Annotated in this window: 20 protein-coding genes and 5 pseudogenes; 15 read left to right on the top strand and 10 right to left on the bottom strand. The window is 69.2% G+C overall.

Features of this window, described 5'->3' with window-relative positions; all coding sequences use genetic code 11:
* Positions 1–5: 5 nt before the first annotated feature.
* Complete coding sequence (locus tag AB0915_RS31210) at positions 6–980, top strand: IS1380 family transposase (RefSeq protein WP_366694279.1); 975 nt, start codon at positions 6–8, stop codon at positions 978–980.
* A gap of 151 nt (positions 981–1131) precedes the next feature.
* Here AB0915_RS31210 and AB0915_RS31205 read toward each other — a convergent pair whose 3' ends face one another.
* From AB0915_RS31205 to AB0915_RS31195, 3 genes are all read right to left on the bottom strand, one after another.
* Positions 1132–1896: a maleylpyruvate isomerase family mycothiol-dependent enzyme gene (locus AB0915_RS31205; protein WP_366694276.1), complete on the bottom strand. Its 765-nt coding sequence runs from the start codon at positions 1894–1896 to the stop codon at positions 1132–1134.
* 62 nt (positions 1897–1958) lie between these two features.
* Positions 1959–2108 carry a hypothetical protein gene (locus AB0915_RS31200; protein WP_366694275.1) on the bottom strand — a complete coding sequence of 50 codons (150 nt, stop codon included), beginning with the start codon at positions 2106–2108 and terminating at the stop codon, positions 1959–1961.
* A 409-nt stretch (positions 2109–2517) separates the two neighbouring features.
* A complete protein-coding gene (locus AB0915_RS31195; RefSeq protein ID WP_366694274.1) occupies positions 2518–2937 on the bottom strand; it encodes a transposase in 420 nt (139 codons plus the stop codon).
* Positions 2938–3055: 118 nt separating this feature from the next.
* Here AB0915_RS31195 and AB0915_RS31190 point away from each other — a divergent pair, with 118 nt between their 5' ends.
* The 4 genes and pseudogenes from AB0915_RS31190 to AB0915_RS31175 all read left to right on the top strand — a co-directional run.
* Positions 3056–3955 carry an NADP-dependent oxidoreductase gene (locus tag AB0915_RS31190; protein WP_366694273.1) on the top strand — a complete coding sequence of 300 codons (900 nt, stop codon included), beginning with the start codon at positions 3056–3058 and terminating at the stop codon, positions 3953–3955.
* 624 nt (positions 3956–4579) lie between these two features.
* The gene (locus tag AB0915_RS31185) at positions 4580–5239 is read left to right on the top strand and encodes an NAD(P)H-dependent oxidoreductase (protein WP_366694272.1); all 660 of its coding nucleotides are present in this window, start codon (positions 4580–4582) and stop codon (positions 5237–5239) included.
* Positions 5240–5887: 648 nt separating this feature from the next.
* A pseudogene (locus tag AB0915_RS31180) lies at positions 5888–6197 on the top strand (flavoprotein); the annotation flags it as partial.
* Positions 6194–6472 (top strand): annotated as a pseudogene (locus AB0915_RS31175) (MFS transporter); the annotation flags it as partial. The pseudogenes AB0915_RS31180 and AB0915_RS31175, both read left to right, overlap by 4 nt.
* Positions 6473–6582: 110 nt before the next feature.
* Here AB0915_RS31175 and AB0915_RS31170 read toward each other — a convergent pair.
* A complete protein-coding gene (locus tag AB0915_RS31170) occupies positions 6583–8070 on the bottom strand; it encodes an IPT/TIG domain-containing protein (protein WP_366694271.1) in 1488 nt (495 codons plus the stop codon).
* A gap of 302 nt (positions 8071–8372) precedes the next feature.
* Between AB0915_RS31170 and AB0915_RS31165 the strand changes: the two are divergent.
* The 4 genes and pseudogenes from AB0915_RS31165 to AB0915_RS31150 form a co-directional block, all read left to right on the top strand.
* Positions 8373–8576 (top strand): annotated as a pseudogene (locus AB0915_RS31165) (LuxR C-terminal-related transcriptional regulator); the annotation flags it as partial.
* A gap of 200 nt (positions 8577–8776) precedes the next feature.
* Positions 8777–9269 (top strand): annotated as a pseudogene (locus AB0915_RS31160) (response regulator transcription factor); the annotation flags it as partial.
* A gap of 129 nt (positions 9270–9398) precedes the next feature.
* The gene (locus AB0915_RS31155; RefSeq protein WP_366694270.1) at positions 9399–9794 is read left to right on the top strand and encodes a zf-HC2 domain-containing protein; all 396 of its coding nucleotides are present in this window, start codon (positions 9399–9401) and stop codon (positions 9792–9794) included.
* A 141-nt stretch (positions 9795–9935) separates the two neighbouring features.
* Positions 9936–10154 (top strand): hypothetical protein, encoded by a 219-nt coding sequence (locus AB0915_RS31150; RefSeq protein ID WP_366694269.1) that lies wholly within the window; start codon positions 9936–9938, stop codon positions 10152–10154.
* On the opposite strand, the gene AB0915_RS31145 is transcribed toward AB0915_RS31150, so the two are convergent.
* The 3 genes from AB0915_RS31145 to AB0915_RS31135 all read right to left on the bottom strand — a co-directional run bounded on the left by AB0915_RS31145 (position 10149) and on the right by AB0915_RS31135 (position 13098).
* On the bottom strand, positions 10149–10700 hold the full coding sequence (locus AB0915_RS31145) for a 2'-5' RNA ligase family protein (protein WP_366694268.1): 552 nt from the start codon (positions 10698–10700) through the stop codon (positions 10149–10151). The two genes, AB0915_RS31150 and AB0915_RS31145, sit on opposite strands and share 6 nt — an antisense overlap.
* A 1051-nt stretch (positions 10701–11751) precedes the next feature.
* Positions 11752–11991, bottom strand: a complete 240-nt coding sequence (locus tag AB0915_RS31140; RefSeq protein ID WP_366694278.1) for a Smr/MutS family protein — start codon at positions 11989–11991, stop codon at positions 11752–11754.
* Positions 11992–12594: 603 nt separating this feature from the next.
* Positions 12595–13098 (bottom strand): hypothetical protein, encoded by a 504-nt coding sequence (locus AB0915_RS31135; protein ID WP_366694267.1) that lies wholly within the window; start codon positions 13096–13098, stop codon positions 12595–12597.
* A 21-nt stretch (positions 13099–13119) separates the two neighbouring features.
* Here AB0915_RS31135 and AB0915_RS31130 point away from each other — a divergent pair, with 21 nt between their 5' ends.
* The 4 genes from AB0915_RS31130 to AB0915_RS31115 all read left to right on the top strand — a co-directional run bounded on the left by AB0915_RS31130 (position 13120) and on the right by AB0915_RS31115 (position 16447).
* Positions 13120–13875: a hypothetical protein gene (locus AB0915_RS31130; protein ID WP_366694266.1), complete on the top strand. Its 756-nt coding sequence runs from the start codon at positions 13120–13122 to the stop codon at positions 13873–13875.
* A complete protein-coding gene (locus tag AB0915_RS31125; RefSeq protein ID WP_366694265.1) occupies positions 13857–14096 on the top strand; it encodes a hypothetical protein in 240 nt (79 codons plus the stop codon). The genes AB0915_RS31130 and AB0915_RS31125 overlap by 19 nt, the downstream gene beginning before the upstream one ends.
* Positions 14097–14236: 140 nt before the next feature.
* Positions 14237–14428: a hypothetical protein gene (locus tag AB0915_RS31120; RefSeq protein WP_366694264.1), complete on the top strand. Its 192-nt coding sequence runs from the start codon at positions 14237–14239 to the stop codon at positions 14426–14428.
* A 753-nt stretch (positions 14429–15181) separates the two neighbouring features.
* Positions 15182–16447, top strand: a complete 1266-nt coding sequence (locus tag AB0915_RS31115; RefSeq protein ID WP_366694277.1) for a GAF domain-containing SpoIIE family protein phosphatase — start codon at positions 15182–15184, stop codon at positions 16445–16447.
* A 379-nt stretch (positions 16448–16826) separates the two neighbouring features.
* On the opposite strand, the pseudogene AB0915_RS31110 reads toward AB0915_RS31115, so the two are convergent.
* The 3 genes and pseudogenes from AB0915_RS31110 to AB0915_RS31100 all read right to left on the bottom strand — a co-directional run.
* A pseudogene (locus tag AB0915_RS31110) lies at positions 16827–16952 on the bottom strand (IS3 family transposase); the annotation flags it as partial.
* A gap of 427 nt (positions 16953–17379) precedes the next feature.
* Positions 17380–18141: an ABC transporter permease gene (locus AB0915_RS31105; RefSeq protein ID WP_366694263.1), complete on the bottom strand. Its 762-nt coding sequence runs from the start codon at positions 18139–18141 to the stop codon at positions 17380–17382.
* On the bottom strand, positions 18131–19063 hold the full coding sequence (locus AB0915_RS31100) for an ATP-binding cassette domain-containing protein (RefSeq protein WP_366694262.1): 933 nt from the start codon (positions 19061–19063) through the stop codon (positions 18131–18133). Before AB0915_RS31100 ends, AB0915_RS31105 begins: the two co-directional genes overlap by 11 nt.
* A 242-nt stretch (positions 19064–19305) precedes the next feature.
* On the opposite strand from AB0915_RS31100, the gene AB0915_RS31095 reads away from it, so the two are divergent.
* Both AB0915_RS31095 and AB0915_RS31090 read left to right on the top strand, forming a co-directional pair.
* On the top strand, positions 19306–20505 hold the full coding sequence (locus AB0915_RS31095) for a histidine kinase (RefSeq protein WP_366694261.1): 1200 nt from the start codon (positions 19306–19308) through the stop codon (positions 20503–20505).
* A 97-nt stretch (positions 20506–20602) separates the two neighbouring features.
* Positions 20603–21289, top strand: coding sequence for a response regulator transcription factor (locus tag AB0915_RS31090; protein ID WP_366694260.1), 687 nt, complete (start codon positions 20603–20605; stop codon positions 21287–21289).
* Positions 21290–21351 lie beyond the last annotated feature (62 nt).

The raw sequence follows: 21351 nt of genomic DNA, 5'->3' as shown, positions 1-21351 counted from the left end.
CATTCATCGATGTCGACTCCACCCATAGACGGGTCTACGGGCGGGCCAAGCAGGGCGCCGAGTACGGCCGGTTCAAGGGCATCCGCACCCTGCACCCCCTCCTCGCCACGATCTGCACCCCCAACTCAAGGCCGGTGATCGCCGCAGTACGGATGCGCCGGGGCAAGGCAGCAGACTCCCGCGGCGCCCCGAAATTCGTCGCCGAGGTCCTGGCCACCGCCGTCGAGGCCGGCTGCACCGGCATGCGCATCCTGCGCGCGGACTCCCAGTTCTACAACGCCGGAGTCATCGCAGCCTGCCTCCGGGCCGGCGCCCACTTCTCCATCACCACCGGCATGAACCCCTCCATCAAACGTGCCGTCCACGCCATCCCGGACAGGGCCTGGCAGCAGATCAGCTACCCCACCGCCGTGCCCGACCCCACCACCGGCGAGCTCATCTCGGACGCCGAAGTCGCCGAGATACCCGCCTACACCGCGTTCGCGAGCCGCAAAAAGAGCGAGCGGGTCACGGCCCGGCTGATCGTGCGCCGCGTCCGTGACCTGGCCAAACCCGCCACCGTCGGTGAGCAGGGCGAACTCTTCCCCGTCTGGCGCTACCACCCCTTCTTCACCGACCAGTCCGCCCCGACGCTCCAGGCCGAGCGGGAACACCGCCACCACGCGGTTGTCGAGCAGGTCATCGCCGACAGCAAAGCTGGAGCCTTCGCACACCTGCCGTCCGGGCACTTCCACGCCAACGCCGCCTGGCTCACCCTCTGGGCGATGGCCTGCAACCTGCTGCGGGCCACCGGCGCACTGACCTCCGTCTTTCACACCAAGGCCACGACCGCGACTCTCCGCGGGCACCTCGTCCACGTCCCCGCCCGGATCGCACGCTCAGCCCGCCGAATCACCCTGCACCTACCGCACAACTGGCCCTGGCAGCAAGCATGGACGCATCTGTTCGACACGGTTCACGACCCACCCCAACCCGTCTGAAAGTCCCTGCCCACCTCGCCCGCCAGGGCCCGACCGGGACCAAACAGTGGAAAAGCTGGGCAGACCAGCGACTACAACCTGCCCGCACCCCACCTCCGACCCGAAACCGGTCAAGAGATCACTCCCCAGAACCACCTCGGTGGATCGAGGCTTAGTCCCAGTCCTGCAGCTGCTGGAGCAGGTCGGCGTCGCCCTCCATCCGCAGCGAGCCGGCCGGGATGCGCATGTACATGAGCAGGGCCATCTCGCTCGCCGTGCCGTAGATGGCGGCGGTGGGCTTGCTCTCGGCGGCCTCCGCCGCGGTGAGGCGGGTGAAGCGGGAACCGGCGGCGTCCACCGTCTGACGCCAGGAGCCAGCCTCGGCTGCGTGGTAGTCCATGGTGGCGGGCTCGCCCGGCCACGGGACCGTGACGGTGCAGACGGTGGCGAGGAACTCCTCGATGGCGTCGACCGCCTCGGTCGTCGGCAGCTCCTGCGGGGTACCGGAGGCCAGCTGGGCGTCGTAGGTGTGGATCAGCGACTCCGGGACGCGGCGGCGGGCCACGGCGGCCACCGTGTGCGGCGAGGCCAGCGGCTCCCACCAGGCCCAGCAGCCCCGGTCCGGGCCGGCCTCGCGCAGAGCAGTAAGCAGCTGCTCCGTCGAGTCGGCCAGCCAGGTTATGAGGGCCTCGCGCTCCCTGGGCGCCGCCAGCCCGTCCTTGTTCGGCCGCTCGTCGCCCGGCGCGGTGTTCAGCACGATGTAGGCCCAGAAGCGGTCCCCCTCACTGAGGTGGTTCGCCAGGTCGTACAGCGTCCAGCCCGGGCAGGACGGGACGTCGGCGTCGAGGCTGGGGGCCGCGGCGACGGCGGCGCGGAACGCGGCGGACCGCTCGTCAATCATCCGCAGCAGAGTGGGGAAGTGGAGATGCTCAGTCACGCAGACCTTGTATCACCCGGACCGGGACTCTCGCACTCGATTAAGACCGACCGGCAAATGGATCACTTGAGGCGTCGGGTGGTGGGGCGGCCGTCCCAGCGGTAGCGGCCGACGACATCGAGGAGCTCGGCGTCGTGCCCGACACGCCGTAGCAGCTCGACGACCATGCCCGAAGCGCCCGGGTCCTCGGCCTCCGCGGCCAGCTCGGTCACAACGGCGAGGAGGGCAAGCCTGTGGGCCCCGTCTGTCCCCGGGGCGATCTCCAGCTCGGGGTTTGGGAAACACGGTTGTCAGATCGTGCGGTAGCGCCAAGGCGATCCGTTGCCTCGATAGGTGAGGGGCGTCGACCAAGTCGACGCCCCTCGCGGTATCTCCTGCTATCGACTGCGTGTGCAGGCGCGCGTCCAGTCGACGAGCTTCTGCAGCACCTCGATCGCGACCCGCCGCGGGCAGAAAAGGCCAGCACAGCCATGCTGGCGCTGGCAGCACCACGAACAGGCACATCGCGAGGACAAGGAGCAGCGCCGGCAGGAACCGCGCGACACCGCGAGCTGGTCGACCCCGGGACCATCCCCGCGGGTGCGGGGAGCAGGGTGGTGGCCTCGGACTTCCGGCCACTCATCAGGGACCATCCCCGCGGGTGCGGTCCAGAGGATGCCCGTTCCACCAGGCGTCGAGGCGTATGAGGTTGAGGGCAACAGCGGCGAAGACGTGCTCGATGTGGATCTTTGGCAGACCGCGGTAGCGGGCGCGTCTCATGCCGGTGACCGCGACGGCTTGGTGGATGGTTCCCTGGACGCCAGCGCGGGCGGCGTACTTGGCGCGCCACTGCTCGTCGGTCTGCTGAGCTCGGGCGTGGTCGAGGGCTTCTTGCCGGTCTCGGGGTTTCAGGGAGAGGGCGCGGCCTCCGGTTTTGGAGCGGGTGCACTGGTCACGTACCGGGCAGGGGCGGCAGGTCTCCTTGTCGAACTTCACCACGATGGCCTTGGTGCCGCGCTGGCTGGCTGCATAGGCTCGACACCAATGCGGCTGAGACCGCAAGCGACCTCTGTAGGGGCTCCCGAGGTCGACACTGCTGCCTGCTTTGGGTTTCCGGCCCGTACCTCCCGGTCGGTCGGACTGAGTGAGAGGACAAAGATTTACCGTGAAGGCGTGCGGAGTGTCCAGGGCCGAGAAGGAAGTCGCCCTGCTGGAGTTGCCCGAACCGTCATCTCCCGGGCCCGGTCAGATCCTGGTGGCGGTTGAGGCGGCCGGGGTCGGCCCGTGGGACCAACTGCTGAACGGCGCTGGCTGGGACGTGGGGCTGCGCCCCCCGGCGGCGCTGGGAGTGGAGGGCGCGGGCAAGGTGCTGGCCGTCGGCGCGGGTGCTACCGGGTTTGCCGTAGGCGACCGGGTACTCGCACACGAGGCTCCGCTGCCCGGGGGAAGCGGCTTCTGGGCCGAACGCGTTCTGATCAACGCGGATCACGCGGCAGCCTGCCCACCCGGGCTGGACGCTGTGCACGCGGCGGCACTGCCGGTCAACGGACTCACCGCGTTGCAGGCCCTGGAGAAGCTGGACCTCAGCCGAGGACAGCGGCTCCTGATCACCAACGGAGGCGGGGCCACCGGAGCCCTGGCCATCCAGCTCGCCGCGGCCAAGGGCATCGAGGTGACCGCGACCGCGTCTGCTGCCGCCGCAGAGCGCCTGCTCGGTCTGGGAGCGATGGAAGTCGTCGACTACCACGACCCGAACTGGTCGGCCAAGGTACGCGGCGGGTTCGACGCCGCCCTCATCATCGCCACCAGCACGGCGGACGCCGCCCTGCCTTTGGTGCGGGACGGCGGCCGACTGTGCTCCCTGACCTCGGACGCGCCTCCGGAGGAACGAGGCATCACGAGTTGGGACCTCTACGTCGAGCCCAACGCCGCGCAGCTTGTCCAGCTGGCGGAGCAGGCCGCCGCGGGAACCTTGAAACTCGCACCGGAACCCCTGCCGCTGAGCGAGGGACCGGCTGCGTTCGCCCGGGTGGTTACCGGACAGGCCGGCGGTAAGAAGATCGTGCTCACCCGCGCATGACCCGACCGGGCACCGCCCGATCCCGATGCTGGGCCACGGTGCCCGCAGGTGGACCTGGTGGAAGCGGATCGAGTGGTCCTCGGTGGCGCTGACTCCCTTGAGGGGATCGTGACCAGGCCAAAGCTGATGGCCCCGGTCCAGATCGTCGACGGCATGCATACCTCCAGGCCCCCTACGTCGGGTCGGTCGGGCGGCGGTCCAGCCGCGGCTGGGAGAGACATCTGGGCCACCACCCGTACTGCGACCCTCGTGCCGGACCGGGGCCCGCGCACCTGGGCCAGCCGGGCCGGACAGGGAAGCGCGGTGGCGTTGTCAGGTTCGGCTCGGGTGGTGGAATGATCTTGGTGTAGATCGTTGCGGGAGAGGCTGCCGGTGGAGAGCGGGACGGCACCGTAGTCGTACAGGGGTTACCGGTTCCCGCCCGAGGTGATCGGTCACGCTGTGTGGCTGCGGCAACCGTGGCGGGCCGGTCGGATACAGCGAACGCCTCGGCCTGTTCGGCGTGGGTTCGCAGGGTGCGCAGCGGGTGACGCCGTCGGCCGGAAGCGTGTCGTCGCGTGCGGCAGACCGGGGCGGGAAAAACTGTCTGCTGAGGACACCCCGCCCGCTGGAAGGGACCGCAAGATGACCACGGATGTTGGCCCGGCTCCCGTTCGGGTCCTTGTATTCGGTGCGGCCCGGCGCGCCGGGTCCACCAACGCGCAGTTGGCCTCGCTGGCGTCGGGCCTGGTCGCCGAGGCCGGTGCCGAGGTCGACATGGCCAGCATGCGGGATTTCGACATGCCGCTGTACGACGGGGATGTGGAGGCCGCCGAGGGGCTGCCCGCGGGTGCCCTGGCCCTGTGTGAGCGGATCAAGCGCTGCGATGCGTTCGTGATCTCGTCTCCCGAGTACAACGGCTCCGTCCCGGGGCTGCTGAAGAACGCCATCGACTGGGTGTCACGGGTACGGCCGCAGCCGTTCAAGACCAGGCACGCGCTGCTGCTGTCGGCCTCCCCGTCGCTGATCGGTGGCAACCGCGGCCTGTGGGCGCTGCGGGTCCCGCTGGAGCACCTGGGGACGCGGGTCTACCCCGACATGTTCAGCCTGCCCCGCGCGCACGAGGGCTTCACCGAGGACGGCCGGCTCGCCCGCCCCGAATCACAGGAGCGGCTCGCCGAGATCATCTCCGGGTTCATGCGGCTGGTACAGGCCGACGTGCAGTTCGTCTGCCTGCAGCGCCGCTGGTACGAATTCCCCGGCGACCGCACCGACGCACCGGTCACCCGGCGGGCCGAGGACTGACTCCGGGACTGGCAGCGCCACTACGAGGGCGCCCGGGAACGCCTCGACGGGGGAGAGCGTGGGCTGGGCGCACTGTCTCCAGCGCGAAGCCCTTGGTCACCCCTGCGCCGTGGGCGTGCGCTTCCTTGGCGTAGCGGACCTGGCAGTCCACGATCGGGGCGGTCCGCGAGACCAAGGGCTCGATCACCCAGGCCCAGGCCACCACCGCGCTGTTCGGGTGCATCGACGGTTTCTGCATCCCCAGACGTATCCAAAAACGTCTCGACTGACTCAGCCGCAACGAATACGAGCACGCCTGCTATGCCAGTCAGGCAACGACCGAACGACTGAAATCAACCGCCCCGATCGGCTGAAACACGCCTCCCGCGAACCGAGGGAAACTCAGGGCCGCCCAGATGGCCGCTTGGACCGCAGCGCCTGCACGCCACCCGGGGGCGAGAGCGGCTGGAAGCCGAGCGGCGACGGAGCGGTGGCCGGCGGCGGCCGGTCGTTGTTCACCGAGTTCAAGACGGACCCCGGGGCGTCTGGGCTGGAGAGCCTGCTGACGGAGGTGAACAAGCTGCAGCGGGTGCGGAACGCTGGACGAGAAGGGTAGCTGGTCACGATCGACCTCGACTCCTGAGTGCCGAGCCAACCCGCCCTGAGGCGAGCCATGAACGTGGAAGCCTCGTCGGCATGAAGTCCTACGGCCGCGCCCCTCACGTTCCTCGCCATGACCGGATATGAGCAGGTCCGCTCCATCGCCGCCGCCATCGCAGGCGACCTCAAGGCCGCCGACGACGTCGAACTCACCCTCCCCGAGGCCGGGATCTGCGGAGTCTCCGGACTCTTCGACGCACCCGAAGCCGACCAGAGCAGCGGGGGTTGCTACGCCCCGGCCCCTCAGCTGGTCCTGCTCGGCGCCCCGGCCGCCGTCTCGACGGCCACCGAAGCGACGGGCGGTTGCTGCGGCTCGTGACCAGCCTCAACACCCCCGCGCGCAGGGCTGCGACCGGTGCGGGGGACCAGTCGCAGCCCCCCGCCACCCTCACCGCCCTCTGCGTCACCCAGATCACCAGCTGGGGCATCGCCTACCACGCCTGCCCGGTACACAACCCGCAGGTCACCGCCGCGACAGGGTGGCCGACGAGCCGGACGACCGCGGCCTTCTCCCTCGGCCTGGTTATCTCCGCACCTGCCGGGATCCCCGTCGGCCGGACCCTGAACCACCGCGGCCCGCGCACGGTCATGACCGTCACCCAGGCGCTCGGGATCAGCGAACAGGACTGGGCTCACGCACGCGATTTGGTCCCGGACCGCGGGGCGACCGCTGTCCGGGACCAGTGAGCTGACCGGCTCCGGTGTCACCCGGTGTAGGTGAACTCGTCGGCTGGACCGGTGGGGGACGAGTAGCCGTTCACGGTCACGGTGATGTCCACGGTCGTGCTCGTAGGCTTGCCCGACGGGGGTGCTTTGGCGACGATCTTGTCCGAGTCGACCTGGACGGATGACGAGGGGTTCTTCCCGAAATGCACGGTGGCGCCTTTCGCGAAGCCCGCGCCGGAGATAGTGACCGAGTCGTTGGCCCTGCCCCTGTCCGGTGTGATGCCGGTGACCACCACGGGTTCGGGCCCGCCGTAGGCGAACTGCCCGAGCGGGACTGCCGGGGAGGTGCCCAGAGGGTTGGTGACATACACGTTGACGATGCCGGTCCCGTCGGGCACCTCGGCAGTGATGGTGCCGTCAGGGTTGAACGTGGGTGGTTTCTGGCACGGGACGGGGCCGAAGTCGACGTTGCAATCCTTGCTGAAGTCGCGGCCCTTGATAGTGACCTGTGTGCCCGATGCGCCGAAGCTGGGGATGACGCTGGTCACCGTCGGCGGGCCGGAGAGGACGGGCGCGTCCAGCAGTCTGAGGTAGGTGGAGTTGGCGTGCTGAAATTCGACCTGGCCCAGGAAATCCTCAACCGAGGCCTTGGCCAAATTGTCGTCGCGGAGCATGTAGTCGGTGTTCTTGCTGACGGCAGTGCCCGGCTGGACGTAGACATTGTTTCCGCGCAGGGTTGCGATCGCCCCGAGGAGCACCTTCGCCTCGAGGGTCGCCGCTGGTCCGGGATCCGGGTACCAGCTCTCTGCGGTGGGGAGATCGGCCCAGGCCAGCGGCACCACGTCGTAGGCGTTGACGTAGCGCTGGTTCATGCTCCCGAACTGGGAGGTGAGGTAGCCGGCGAAGCTCTCCAGACCGGCGGTGGGTGCCGCGAAGGTGACCACCCCGAACTGCGGCCGGCTTTGCTGCCAGGTCTGCGCCTTCAGGTACAGCGCGACCATGTTTGCGATGCAACCACCCAGGCTGTGACCGATTACGTAGACCGTCGGCTGCGGAATCCCCGTCAAGAGGCCGGCGAGCGCCTGCACGAGATTGGAGGTGGTGCCGAGCGAACGCATGCCGACGACCTGAGTGAAGGCGTCCATCGCCCCCTTCGATACGGAGATGGGGGAATTCGACCCGCTGGCGGTGAACGGCACTACCGTGCCGACGTCGAGGTCTTCGAGAATGTCGGTCACGCTGGCGATTGTCCCGCGGACGACCACGGCAAACTGGTTCGAGCCGTCGTTGTTCTTGGCGATGTACGCCATGTTCGCGTTGTCCGGGCTCAGCGCGAGCCACGTCGGTGTCCAGTTTTTCGTCAGGGGGGAGTTGGAGAACTGCCGGGTGATGCCGAGCTTGATCCGCTCGGTCTGGGCTTGCAGGGTCTCCCCCGACGGACGCGGAGTCGCTCCAGTTGCCGCGATGGCGGCCAGGGTCATGGCCACCTGAGGCGTGATCGGAGTGGCCTGTTGTGCCGCCGCCATGCTCGCTCCTTAAGTCTTCACTCATCGCCGAACATCTCCATTTCAATGTATTCGCTACTCAGTATCCTGACGGATGCCAGGCTCTTTGTGTTCTCTGATTCACTCGTTCGGAATTGGTTCCGACTTAAAGCGGAACCGTAGTAAACGGCTTCAAGGATTTGTTTGCCCTACAACCTCGTCGTCGCGGTTGTTCCAGCGACTCCGGGGCGGAGGAGGCAACCCGGTTTGGGCCGTACCCGGGTTACACCGTTCCCATCGAAATCGGCCTGGACGCAGCCACACTCCAAGCACTGGTCGCCGCTCTGCTCACCCTGATGGGCCGGGACCTGTCGAACACCGAACTCGCCGAAGCCCTCGCCCTCAGCGAGTCCACCGTCAAGACACACGCCGCCCGGATCTTCGCCAAGCTGGCCCTCCGCGACCGCGCTCAGGCCGTCGTCCTCGCCTACGAGACGGGCCTGATCGCTCCCGGCGCGCCTTCGCCGTCAACTGACATAGCTTGGTGAAGGCGAACCTGACGACGCTGGTGCCGTGCGTGTCGAAGGTTCGACTCGATCTCGGCGTCCGTGCAGTCTCGCCACCGCTGGCGCGGGCGGGATGAACGTGTATACCATGGTCTTTTTGATCCTGGTCGCGGGACGCTGGCGCTTGATGCGATCGGTCACGTCACGTGGTGGCCGGAGGAACGACGAGAGACGACACTGGGATGGAGATGGTGGCCGAGGCGTCCAATGGCCGCGAGGCAGTTCAGCTGGCCGGTGCCAAGCGCCCGGATGTGGTCCTGATGGACATTCGCATGCCGGAGATGGACGGCCTCGAGGCGACGCGGCTCATCGGCGAGTCCCGAGGAGCTTCTCGATGCCGTCCGCACGGTCGCGGGCGGCGAGGCGCTGCTGTCCCCGGCGGCGCCGCGAGCGTTGATCACTCGGTTTCTGGCCCAGCCGGACCCCTGCCAGGCATCCGCGCATGAGCGGCTGGAGTGCTTGACGCCGCGGGAACGCGACGTCACGGGCCTGGTCGCACTGGGCCTGTCCAACGAAGAGATCGCCGATCGCCTGTTCGTCAGCCCGCTGACCGCCAAGACCCACGTCAACCGGGCCATGACCAAGCTGGCGGCTCGTGACCGTGCCCAGCTCGTCGTCATCGCCTACGAGTGCGGGCTGGTCAGTCCGGCAACCGAACCGGGCCGCCCGCAATAAATCGCCGGCATGGTGTTCCGTGTTCCGCCCCGGCCGTAGGCCGGCGCCGTGGATACTGCGGCCGTGGTAGCCGTAAATCGCTGCGCGGGGACGACGCGCGGGGGGCCGTTCCTGGGAGATGGTGAGGCCATGAACGGAGGTTTCGCCATGATCGGAGCCCACTGCCTGACCACGGAGTACGGCGACGAGGCAGCCGTCGAGGAATGCCGCAGGTTCTGTGAACTGCTGGCCGGACACGCGCTCAAGACTCTCGCACCCGATGAGGCGAGCGCGGTGGGGTCTCACCTGGCAACCTGTGACACATGCCGGGACGAGCATGACTGCCTCGCAGCCGTGGCGGCACACCTGTCCCTTCTCCGCGACGCCCTGGCCTGCGGCAGAGGCCAGAACCGGCGGATGTGCGCGGTCACCCGGGCCGAATGCAGCCACGCGTCGCCCCGTCGCCGCGGCCCGGACCGGGCGGCCCTGCCCATTCAGATCACACTGTCCCAATGGGTCAGCAAGACCACGACGTACTTCGGGTGAGCGGACCTCGTGGAAGCGACGACGTGCCCGGGCCGGAAGTAAACCGGCCCTCAGGCCGACGGCAACCCATGAAGATCGCCATGACTCGGTCACCGTCGAAGCTGCGGATCTCGCCGGCCATAATCCCGGATGACCCGGCACGTGGCGTCCACGCAGGCGTGGATCACCTTCGTCGCCATGGCGCTCGTGAAATCCCGGGACAGGCCGGTGAAAGTCGGTCAGGTCCGCGTAGAGGTAGACCGCGTCGATCTCGACGGCCCCGTTGCTGAGCTTCACGGTATCGGTCGTCGGCACGACAGTGCCCTCGCGGGCCTCCCGCCGGAGCAGACGACGTTCGTCGGACCAGCTCAAGTCTCATGACCTGGTGCATTCTCCGAGTGCGAACGACGCCCGTTCTTGCCACTTCACGCCGTCGTGCACTATGAGTTCAACCGACGCGACGTGAGACGTGAAAGGGAGCCTGTTTGCGAGGTCGGCCTCGATCTCCTCCAGGACGGCGTCTTCCTGACCTTGAGCGGTGGTCAGGTGCGGCACGATCTCGGCAAACCGGCCGCCGTACGGCGGAGCCTCAGGCCAACGATCAGCGATCGCCTCCGTGAGCTGCCGCAACTGCGTGTCAGGCTCGGGGACGAGATACAGCACTTCCGGGAGCCGTCCACACCTCTCGAACCGCAGGTCAAAGGCCTGGTGGCCGCCCAGCACGTCCGCGAGAGCGGAGTAGACGAGCACATCTATTCGGCTCTCATCGAGGAACGGGAAGAGCACGGTGACGTGGGCTGGAACCCTGGCCTGGGCCGAGGGGTCGAGCCGTTCACGCCACCCGCGGACGGCCGGCTCTGCCTCCGGGATCCGGACGATGAGCCCCGTCTGGCCCGCCTGAAACGTACTGGTGCTGTCATCTGCCATGACACCGCATGGTGTCACCTCTGCCGCAGACAGCACGGCTCCTTTTTCGCTGAATGATCACGTCGATCTGCGAAGCAGGTCGACGAGCGGGACGACCAAGACGCTGCCGCTATTTCCCGTGAACATCCAGAGCGCCGGTGATCACTGAGCGCCGCCCGAGCCCACGAACAAACGCTGTCGGTTGAAGGGTTCTGGCTCAACTTCTGTGACGCGGCCCCTCTGGGTGACATCACAGCGTCCCTGGGCGGCACCCGAAGTCGCCCGAAAATGAGTCGTGGTCAAGGTGGTTGGGCCGATAGTTCGGGGCCGTGGAAGAGGTCGTGCTCCGGATCTAGGAGCTGTTGTTCCCGTCCATCGCGGACGTTGCGGTGCTGTCTGTGGACGTGAACATCAAGGTGGTACGCGTCGACGCGCAATGCACCGCGGCAGGCGCCACATGCCCGGGGTGCTGTCGGGTCACCTCGCGGTCCGGATGAGGGGTCGCTAGGGAGCCCGGCTCGGTTATCTTCATGTGCCGTTCGACGTGGCTCTCGCACGGCGCGCTACCAAGCCGATCGCTGACGACGTCAGCGAGCCGCAGCTGCGGGACTGGCACCGGCCGCTGGATCTCCGCCCGGAGGAGTGGAGACAGCCATCTGCACCGGGCCGGCCTACGCCACGTCGGTGACCGGCGAGGCCGGGCGGACGAGCCCAGTTCTTCGTGGCGCCGAGCGGGAATGACGCCAACCCGGGCACGCTGGCCGCGCCTCTTGCGACGCTGGAGGGCGCACGTGATGATCCGGGCATGGCGGCAGGGGCCGCCGGACCGCGCGGCGGCACGGGTGACAGTCCGACTCCGGGGCGGCGTATACAGGTCGACGCGAAGCTTCACGCTCGAAGCGCAGGACTCTGGTTCACCGGGCCGGCCGGTCGCTTACGCCGCCTCTGGAACGACGACGTCGGCGGCATTGAGCCGGAACCTGATCCTGCCCTTGCCCCACAGACCGCGGATGGGGGCGATCACCGTATGGCGTTCGGGCGCGAGGCCGTTCTCCCATTGGGCGGCCCGGTCTTACGACTTGAGGTGGACTACGACTCTGCCGTCGTTGGTCGGGTCTGTCTCGAACCGTTCGTACAGCTTCTTTATGTGTGGCTGGTTGAGGAACGCGATTACGCGCTTCTTCAGTTTTCCCGAGCCCTTGCCCGGAATGATCTCCATCATGGTCTCGCCGCTGCGCGCTGCCTTGAACATGGCCTGACGCAGGGCCAGTTCGATGTCCCGGTTGTTACGGAAGATCGGGTGCAGATCCACGGTGAGCAACGCGCAGCCTCCTGTTGTGTTCCGCCACGCGAAAGGCCGCAGCTTGTCGGCCAAGGCTACGCGGCGCTGTCCGGGCGCCGGCCCCCGGTTCCGATGCATCACCGGCCCCTGCCCGGGGGTGGGTGGTTGTGTGTGGTCTCGGGGCGGCAGGATGGGGGGTACGTCGAGTGGTGCGGGTGTTCTGGAGGGGGCTGCGGCGGCGGTGCGGGAGGCGCAGGAGGGGGTGTATGCGGCTCGGCGTCGTCTGAGGCGGCGGTGGTTGCCGCGTATGAGGAAGAGGAGCCGGTTGCCGGATTGCCGAGCGTACGGGGCGGACCGTGATCGATGTGCGGAACATGCTTACCGCTGCCGGGGCTTTCCGCGGCCTTTGAGCCCTTCCGGCTGGGGCAGGCCCTGTTCCTGGGGCGCCGCGCCTGTGGATGGCGGTGGAAGCAAGGGAGCCCGCCACCGTCTGGTGGCGGGCTTGCCGGTCGGTATGACGTGTCCGGTTTCACCGCCCTGTTGCGGCTGCTACGCCCACCTCACCCCGAGCTCGGCCAGCGCGGCTCGCTGTGGAGGCGTGAGCTTGTCCTGCCTCAATTCCTTGTTCGATAGTCATACGCCCAGGCGCACCGTCGTGCCGTCGGGGAGTGCTTCGATGTGGCCCCTTCCGACCACGTGCTTCCCCTCCCGCGCGATGTACTGCTGGAGGGCCACGACGCCCCGTGTGAAGGCGTTCGAGCCCTTGTCTGTCCCTTTCTTCGTGCTGGTTCGCGTTGCGGTCTTCTGGGGCCGTGCAGCTGGTTTCACGCCCACCTTGTCCAGGCAGTGTTGCTGTTCCGGGTTGAGCAGTGTCCAGTCGCGGGCTTGCCGGGCTGCCCAGCGTCCGATGTCGTCGCCGCGATGTGTCACCCCGGGCACGATCTCCTCGAGGCCGGCCCCGCCCGCGAGGAGTGTGGTGAGGCCGGTGTAGTGGCGTGGCCAGTCGACGGTCCTGCCCAGTGTCCTGGGTTTCCAGTCGGGGGCGATGGCGGCGAGTTGCTCGGCCCGCCGCTGCGCCCGCTCCGGGTCTTTGCCGAGCCCGCCGGGCCTGCGGAGGTTGGTCAGCCATTGCCCCACGGGCTTGTCGAGGGCGACCGCGTGACGGGGCGCGGCCAGCGTCCCGGCCTCCGCGAAGTAGCCGCGGGCGGCGGCGAGGTGGCCGTCGACATCATCGAGTCGCTCCTCGAGCGCGCCCGCGCCGCAGCGGACGTGATCCGGGCCCGGGTCGCCGCAGTGGTCGATGTCGTCCTGGCGGCCGTCGACGTCACCGCGATGGTGTTCGTGATGAACGGCGGCGGCCGGTTCCACCGCCGGCACCTGCTCGCCGAAGCCCGCCGTCACCTCGCCCTCGTCCTGCGCGGCCGCTGCCGCGACCCCGGCCTGGACGACCAAACCGTGAACGCCGCGCTCACGACGCACTGCGTGGACATCAGCGAGCCGAAGACGTCACGCGGCCAGGAGCCCGGCTACCGCTTCTACACCGCCCGGTGGGCCCTGCCCGACCTCGAACCCGCCCGGCGCACGCCGACCGCCGTTCCCGACCCAGACCGGCACCCGGCGGCCGACCCCGGCGCACCGGCCGCGCACCGGCCCCCGGACCAGGAGCCGGGGGAGTGGGAGATCCCCCGCATCCCGCTGCGCTACGACCGTGCCGTCCTTGCCGGCGCGGTCGTACGGGGGAAGCTGCGCACCGCCACCGCCGCTGCCGTGCGGGGCCGGGCGTACGACGTCGCCGCGCACCAGCAAGCGGCGACGCCCGAGCTTTTGCTCGCGCAGCAGGAGCCGACCTCGACTGCCCGGAGCCGGAGGACGGGCCCCGGTCGGCGGTCGACCGGATGGCGCTGCGGTCCCTGAAGGCTTCGCGTACGGACGTGGAAGCCCTGGAGTTCACCGACGAGCAGCTGCGCCGCCGCCAGGACGTCTTCACGAAGGCGGCCTACCAGGCCCGCAAGACGATGGACCGGTACGCCGACCCGGAGGACGCCACCGCACCCCACCCGGTGCGCGAGGACGACCAGCAGGCGAACCGCCCCCAGCAACCGGACCCGCACCACGGACGAGAATCCGGCCGCTGAGCGCATCCAACGCGGTGCACTCGATGCGGCCGGTGCGCACCAGTGCACCCGCGGTGCGCACCACTCCCAGCCGGGCGCACCGGCCAGTGCGCTGCGCACGCACGCGATGCGTGCCCGGTGCGCGGCGGGTGCAGCTACCGGTGCGCACCGACCACGGACTGCACCACGCGGGCCGCTCCAAGTGCTCGTCGCGCAGCGCCTCCAGGGCGCGGACGACGTCCTTCGGTTCGTCGGCGAGGATCTGGCCGGTGAAGTACGCGATGGTGCGGGCGATCCCCGGTGCAGCGGAAGCGGGGGCGTCCGTGGCCCATGAGCTGATGGCCGTGGGATAGATGACGCCGACCTCGTCCAAGGCGAAGGAGTCGGCACAGGGCTCGGTGTCGGGACGCACCGAAGGTTTCAGTAGGAAAGCCTCTGACCTGGATACTGAAATCATCCGCGCGGTGACCTGAGTCACATTCGCTGCACGAAAGATTTCAGCGCCCAACGAGGTGCGCGCTCGATCGATTACAGGGAGTGGCCACGCGGGGCCGACTCTTCCGGTCGACAACCGACTCCCGCCCCGATCCAGGCGGTGGCATTGCGTACGAACCGCTGTCGCACGTCGGGGTGGGCGACAGCGGTTCGGATGGGGATCTGCGCGTATGGCCGGTCGCGGGCGGGTGCTGCTTCAGGTGTATTGACCCGCAGGGTTGTTGGCGCGGGTGATCGGAGGTCGGCCTCAGGGTGCGGTGGGGCAGCGACGGCAATGGTAGGTGTGCAGGACGTCCGGAGGGCTGGGCGCCGCCCGGTGCGGAGGCGTACGGCCGTAGGCGTGCCCACCCTTTCGCCCGCCGGCTGACACGCCCGCTCCGTCCCGCCGCGTTCGGCGCAGCCGGAGGGGCCGCCCGAGCCGCCCCGTGTCAGGGTGGAGGCGGTTCGTCCACGGTCGGGACAGGAGGCGGGGTGCACCGCGCGAGGCAGGGGCAGGTTCGGCGGGCACGTCCCGGTGCGTGCGCCGGAAGGAGAGCGTGGTGAGCGAGCGGCAGCAGTCGGGCGGCGACGCATTGCCCTTCGCCGACCTGCGCAAGCGCTTGGACTCCGAGATGGACCAGATCGCCGAGCAGCTGCGAGCGCTCGCCTCCACCAAGGAGCGGCTCGAGGGACTGCTCGATGCGGTGCTCACCATCACCGGTGAGCTGGAGCTCAACGAGGTACTCCGGCGCATTGTCACCACCGCCATGCACCTGTGCGGCGCCCGCTACGGGGCGCTCGGCGTGCTGGACGAGGAGGGCGAGTACCTGGAGCAGTTCATCACCGTGGGGCTGAACGACGAGGAGAAGGAGGCACTGGCCGGCATCGAATTCCCACATGGCGAAGGCGTCCTGGGCCTCCTCATCCAGGACCCCGAGCCGCTGCGGCTGGAGGACATCTCCACTCATCCGGCCTCGGTCGGCTACCCGCCCGGCCACCCCCACATGCGGTCCCTCCTCGGCGTCGCCATCAGCGTCCGCGGCGAGATCTACGGTGACCTCTACCTGTCCGAACGCCTGGACGGCCGGCCCTTCGAGCACGGGGACCAGGAGGTCCTGGTGGCGCTGGCCAGTGCGGCCGGTATCGCCATCGAGAGCGCCCGCCTCTTCGGGCAGGTCCGCGACAGTGCCGAGAACTTCCAGCGTCTGCTGCTGCCCGTCCTGCCCGACCTCAGCCCCTACTCCGCGGCCACCATCTACCGCCCCGCCGCCGAGCCCAACCATCTGGGCGGCGACTGGTACGACGCGCTGCGGCTGCCGGACGGCGCGCTGGGCGTCGTCATCGGCGACGTCTGCGGCCACGACCTGTCCGCGGCCGCCACCATGGCGCAGATGCGCAACATGCTGCGCGCGCTGTTCTACGACCGCCAGACGCCGCCCAGTGACGTCCTGCGGCAGGTCGACGTCACGTTGGAGTCCGCTTGTTCCGACTCCCCGGTGACCACCGTGCTGGCGGCCCGGGTCGAGCCCGGCGAGGAGGACTGGGTTCTCCACTGGTGCGCCGCCGGCCATCTCCCTCCCCTGGTGATCACGCCCGACGGGCAGGCCGAGTACCTGCTGAACGAGCCGGGCGTGCCACTGGGCGTCGACCCGGGGCTGCCGCGCCCGGACCACCGCAGGAAGCTGCGGCCGGGCACCACGGTCGTCTTCTTCACCGACGGCCTGGTCGAGCATCCCGCCCACTCGATCGACGAGGGCATGGACGCCCTGATCGAACTGGCGGTCACCTACGCCTCGTTGCCGGTGGACGAGCTGGTGCACGCGCTCGCGGACCATCGCCCCAGCGAGGGTCGCGACGACATGGCCATTCTCGCGCTGCGGCTTCCCGCGCAAGGCTGAGACCCCCAAATGCCGGTGACCCGTTCACAACAGGACGGCAGCGCCCAGGGTGTCGCCACCCCCACAGGTCGGGACCGGGCAGTCTGTGGAAGGGTAAGTGCTTGGCCGTCGTCGTCAATGGTCGCAGCCTCGTACCGGCCGTCCAGGGCTTTGATCTCAGGTGCCCGGAGCCGGACAATGTGTTCGTCCAGCAGGAGCCACGCCTCGTGCAGCCAGGGCTACCGGCACACCGACAAGAAGACTCCGTCCGAGCAGAAGACCGCCGCACCGCCTCGCACACCGGCGCGCTCTGCGACATGCGTAAGCACGGCCTCACCGAGAACGGCGGCTCCACCACGACGGGGGGTGAAGGTTCCCCGTGATCTCGGACACCTGATGGTTACGCCGCGAGGGCGTGTTGGTGGCGCTGCCTGGTCTCGGCCGGGGTGAGGTAGCCGAAGGTCTTGTGCTTGCGTAGGCGGCGGTTGTAGAAGGTCTCGATGAAGTTGAAGACCTCGGCGCGGGCGGTGGCCCGGTCGGGCCAGGTGCCGGTGCCGATAGGCCGACCAGTCAGGGACGACCCGAGTGATGATCCACCCTCATTGCCCCGAACTCGGGGCAGCGTTCGGCCAGTAGCTCCCCAGCTCCCGGACAGTCCTGGAGGATTATGATCTCCACTTTCCCCGTCCCTCTTCGTGGTCCCAGCGTGCACGGAGGCCGACGGCAGCGGGATGGTCCGCCGCCGTCGGCCCCCTGTTTCGGCCGGATCGTGTTACTGACTACTGGCTGGTGCTAGGGCGTGAGCCGACGCAGACCGGCGCGCTGCCGCAGCCGAGGAAGTCACGGCAGCTGCCCCACGGGGTGCACAGGGTCAGGCCGGGATGGAGGATGGCGGCCGGGGGTGACGCGGTACGGCGGGACGAGGCGTCATCTCCGGGCCGATTGAGGATCCTTCAGCTGTCACGACTGCGCAGCGTGAGGTAGCCGGCCAGCAGGGCGACCGTCGTCCAGGCGGCGAGGACCAGCAGACCCGTTGCGGGGCTGATGCCCGGATCGGCCTTCATGACCTCGGCACCAGCGTGGTCGGGCAGGTAGCGGGCGGCGGTGCGGAGTGCCGGGATGGCGTTGGCCACCGGTGAGAGCACGAAGACGAATGCGAACAGCAGCGAGAGCGCGAGCGCAGTACTGCGCAGCATCGTCGCGACGCCCACCGAGAACAGGCACATCAGGGTCAGATAGAGGCAGGCCCCGAGGACGGCGCGCACCGCTCCGGGATGGCTCAGCTCGACGCCGTGCGGGCCCAACGCCCTCTGGGAGGCGAGGAAAGCGAGGAACGCGGTCGGTACGGACACAAGCAGGGCCACCGTGGCGGCAGCGGTGATCTTGGCGAGGTAGAACAGGCCGCGCTCGGGTACCGCGGCGAGCGAGGTGCGGATCATGCCGCTGCCGTACTCGGTGCAGACCAGCAGGACTGCGAAGGCGATCAGGGCCAGCTGGCCGAACTGGACGCCGACGAAGCCGGCGTCCACCGGATTGAAGTCGGAGCGAAGCAGGTTGCTCTTCTTGTCGATCGCCGAGCGCGCCGAGGCGCCGTTCAGCACGCCGATCCCGACGCTGACGACGACGGCGATGACGAGCGGGACGAGCGTCGACCGGACTGTCCCGATCTTGGTCAGTTCGGCCCGGACCACGGCTGTCGGTGCGTTAGCGGACATGCTGGTTCCTCTCCGTGAAGGCCTCGGCGCGGTACTGGGCAGCGTCACTGGTGAGGCGGAGGAAGGCGTCCTCCAGGGAGGACGTGCGGGTGGCCAGTTCCCCCAGGACGAGCCCGGCCTCGGCCGCGATCCGACCCACCTTCTCCGTTCCGGCGTCGTCGACGACCACGGCGCCGCGCTCCTCCTGGTGCGCCGTCAGACCGGCGCGGCTCAGGGCGCCCAGTAACCGGTCCGGCTCAGATGTACGAACCAGCACCTGGGAGCGGCAGTGGTCGGCGATGAAGTCGTCCATGCTGGTGTCGGCGAGCAGTCGGCCGCGCCCGATCACCACGAGGTGCTCGGCGGTGATCGCCATCTCGCTCATGAGGTGGCTGGACACCAGGACCGTCCGGCCCTCTGCGGCCAGACCCTGCAGCAGGGTGCGGATCCAGCGCACGCCTTCCGGGTCGAGGCCGTTGACCGGTTCGTCCAGCAGCAGCACCTGCGGGTCGCCGAGCAGCGCGGCGGCGATGCCGAGCCGCTGGCCCATGCCGAGCGAGAAGCCGCCGGCCCGGCGGGAGGAGACGGACTCCAGGCCCACCTTGGCGAGCACCTCGCGGACCCGGGCGCGGCCGATCCGGTTGGTCTGGGCGAGCCACAGCAGGTGATGGTACGCGGTGCGGCTGCTCTGCACCGCCTTGGCCTCCAGCAACGCACCGACATGCCGCAGCGGCTCGCGTAGCTGGTCGTAGGCCTTGCCGTCGTAGCGGACTTGGCCCTTGTCGGGGCGGTCCAGGGCGAGCATCATTCGCATGGTGGTGGACTTGCCGGCCCCGTTCGGGCCCAGGAAGCCCGTCACCCGGCCTGGCCGGACCGTGAAGGTGAGCCCGTCGATCGCGACGGTGTCGCGATAGCGCTTGGTCAGCTGCTGTAGTTCGATCACGACATCAGGCTGCCGTGATGGGGCGCCCCGGCACATCAGCCGGCGATCCGAACTGAGGTTTCCACCTGGCGGTGGAGGCGGCGCGGCTCCACCGGCGCCGTCTCCTACCGCGGTCGGTCATTCCCGCGGCTGAGGCGCCGACGTGGCCGTGCGGATACGGTGAGCGTATGGTCCGACTCCCACCAACCTGGCTGACGCCGTACCGCGGCGGTGCCGTCAGACCGCTGCACCGAGGCGAGTTGATGGCCGTCGACAGCATGGTGGCCGTGGTCCTGACCGGGCTCTTCCTGGCGCTGCCGGGCCCGGAGTGGAGTTCCTACAGCGGATGGTTGGAGCGGATCGCCCTCGCGGCCGCGATGGGTCTGCCGCTGGCCCTGCAACGGACCCGTCCAGCTGCGGTCTGTGCGGTGGTCACGGTGGCCTCGGTGGTTGCTTCGGTGGCCGGCGCCGTCCGGGAGCCGTTCCTCGCGGTGGCCTTCGCGCTCTACCAGGTGGCCGTCACCACCCCGGCTCGGCGGGTGCCGACCCCGGTGATTGGGGCGGTGAGCGCCAGCGTGTTGGTGCTGATCCTGATCTCGGGCTCGCCCGACGGTGCCGGGCAGGACCTCGTGCTCCACTTGGCCGGCCTGGCGCTGGCCGGGATGGCCTGGGTGCTCGGCCGGGCGGTCCGCGAGCGGCGTGCGCAGGCCGCCCGCTCGGCCCGGCGGGTCGCCATGGAGGCCGTTACCGAGGAACGACTGCGGATCGCCCGGGAGTTGCACGATATCGTGGCGCACCATGTCGGTGTGATCGCGGTGAAGGCCGGCGTGGCCAATCACCTGCTGGCCACCCACCCGGAGGGTGCCGGCGAGGCCCTGGGGGTGATCGAGACGGCCAGTCGCTCGGCCCTGACCGAGATGCGGCAGATGCTCAGCGTGCTGCGGGCTGGCGAGTCTGAGCCGGAGGCCGACGGCGTGGACGGGCTCAGGCCGGCGCCCGGGCTCGCGGCGCTGGCCGACCTGGTGGCCGGTGCCACTGCGGCCGGGCTCACCGCAGAGCTGCGCACCGAGGGCACTGCCGACCTGCCGCAGGGGGTGCAGAGTTCGGCGTACCGGGTGGTGCAGGAGGCCCTGACCAACGTGCTCAAGCACGCCGGTCCGACGCGCTGCCGGGTTGAGCTGTTGGCCGACGGGCGGGAGTTGCGGATCGAGGTGATCGACGAGGGCGCCGGGGGAGGCCGCGGCGCCCGCCGACCGGGCCAGGGGGGCGGGTACTTGACCTGGCACGGGCACGCCGAGGTACCCGGGCACGGGAGTACTCACGGCCACGGCCTGATCGGCATGCGGGAACGGGTCGAGCTGTTCGGCGGACGGTTCCACGCCGGGCCGCTTTCCGGGGGCGGATTCGCCGTTCGGGCCGAACTGCCGTACCGGACCGCAGCGTCAGCGGAGGAGGGGCCTTGAAGCGGAGCGGGAGGATGATCCGCCCAGGGCCGGGACGTCGGCACGGCCGGCTGGGCACCCCGCTCCCGAGCGGAAAGACGAACGTGTGGAGGACCGTGTGACCGAGCCCGTCCGTGTCCTGGTGGTGGACGACCAGGCGCTGCTTCGTGGCAGCTTCCGGATGCTCATCGATGCCGAACCCGGCCTGACCGTGGTCGGCGAGGCGGCCGATGGCTCGGCTGCGGTCGAGCTGGTTGCTGAGCAGCGGCCCGATGTGGTGCTGATGGATGTGCGGATGCCCGGCACGGACGGTATCGAGGCCACCCGGACGATCTGCGATCGGAACCCGGGCGTACGGGTCCTGATGCTCACCATGTTCGACCTGGACGCGCATGTCTTTGCGGCGCTGCGGGCCGGAGCCGCCGGGTTCCTGCTCAAGGACATCCCGCCTGCCGAACTGCTGCACGCGATCAGGGTGGTGGCAGCGGGGGAGAGCCTGCTCTCGCCGAGCGTCACCCGGCGACTGATCTCGGAGTTCTGCCGTCACCCGGCCACCGAACCGGCCGGTCCGCCGCCCGCACTGGACGGCCTGACCGGTCGGGAGCGGCAGGTGTTCGAACTGGTGGGCGCGGGGCGCTCCAATGCGGAGATCGCGCAGGAGCTGCACGTCTCCGCGGCGACGGTGAAGACGCACCTGGGACACGTGCTGGACAAACTCGGCGCCCGGGACCGGGTCCAGCTGGTGATCGTCGGGTACGAGTGCGGTCTGCTAACCCTGACTATTCAGCGGAATTGCCCGGTCTGACGGCCTGGTAGCAGAAAAGGTGTCCTGACCTGCGAGGATGCGACTGTCGAGGAAGCATCGGT

This window comes from Streptomyces sp. NPDC048411, from assembly GCF_040704695.1.
Classification (GTDB): Bacteria; Actinomycetota; Actinomycetes; order Streptomycetales; family Streptomycetaceae; genus Streptomyces.
The sequence above is the reverse complement of the archived record's forward strand: the minus strand, read 5'-3'. Positions and strand labels throughout refer to the sequence as shown.

Coding starts and splice junctions, on each gene's coding strand:
- AB0915_RS31105 (WP_366694263.1), bottom strand. CDS start 18,141: ATGTCCGCTAACGCACCGACAGCCGTGGTCCGGGCCGAACTGACCAAG.
- AB0915_RS31155 (WP_366694270.1), top strand. CDS start 9,399: ATGAACGGAGGTTTCGCCATGATCGGAGCCCACTGCCTGACCACGGAG.
- AB0915_RS31185 (WP_366694272.1), top strand. CDS start 4,580: ATGACCACGGATGTTGGCCCGGCTCCCGTTCGGGTCCTTGTATTCGGT.
- AB0915_RS31115 (WP_366694277.1), top strand. CDS start 15,182: ATGGACCAGATCGCCGAGCAGCTGCGAGCGCTCGCCTCCACCAAGGAG.
- AB0915_RS31095 (WP_366694261.1), top strand. CDS start 19,306: ATGGCCGTCGACAGCATGGTGGCCGTGGTCCTGACCGGGCTCTTCCTG.
- AB0915_RS31145 (WP_366694268.1), bottom strand. CDS start 10,700: ATGGCAGATGACAGCACCAGTACGTTTCAGGCGGGCCAGACGGGGCTC.
- AB0915_RS31125 (WP_366694265.1), top strand. CDS start 13,857: ATGGCGCTGCGGTCCCTGAAGGCTTCGCGTACGGACGTGGAAGCCCTG.
- AB0915_RS31170 (WP_366694271.1), bottom strand. CDS start 8,070: ATGGCGGCGGCACAACAGGCCACTCCGATCACGCCTCAGGTGGCCATG.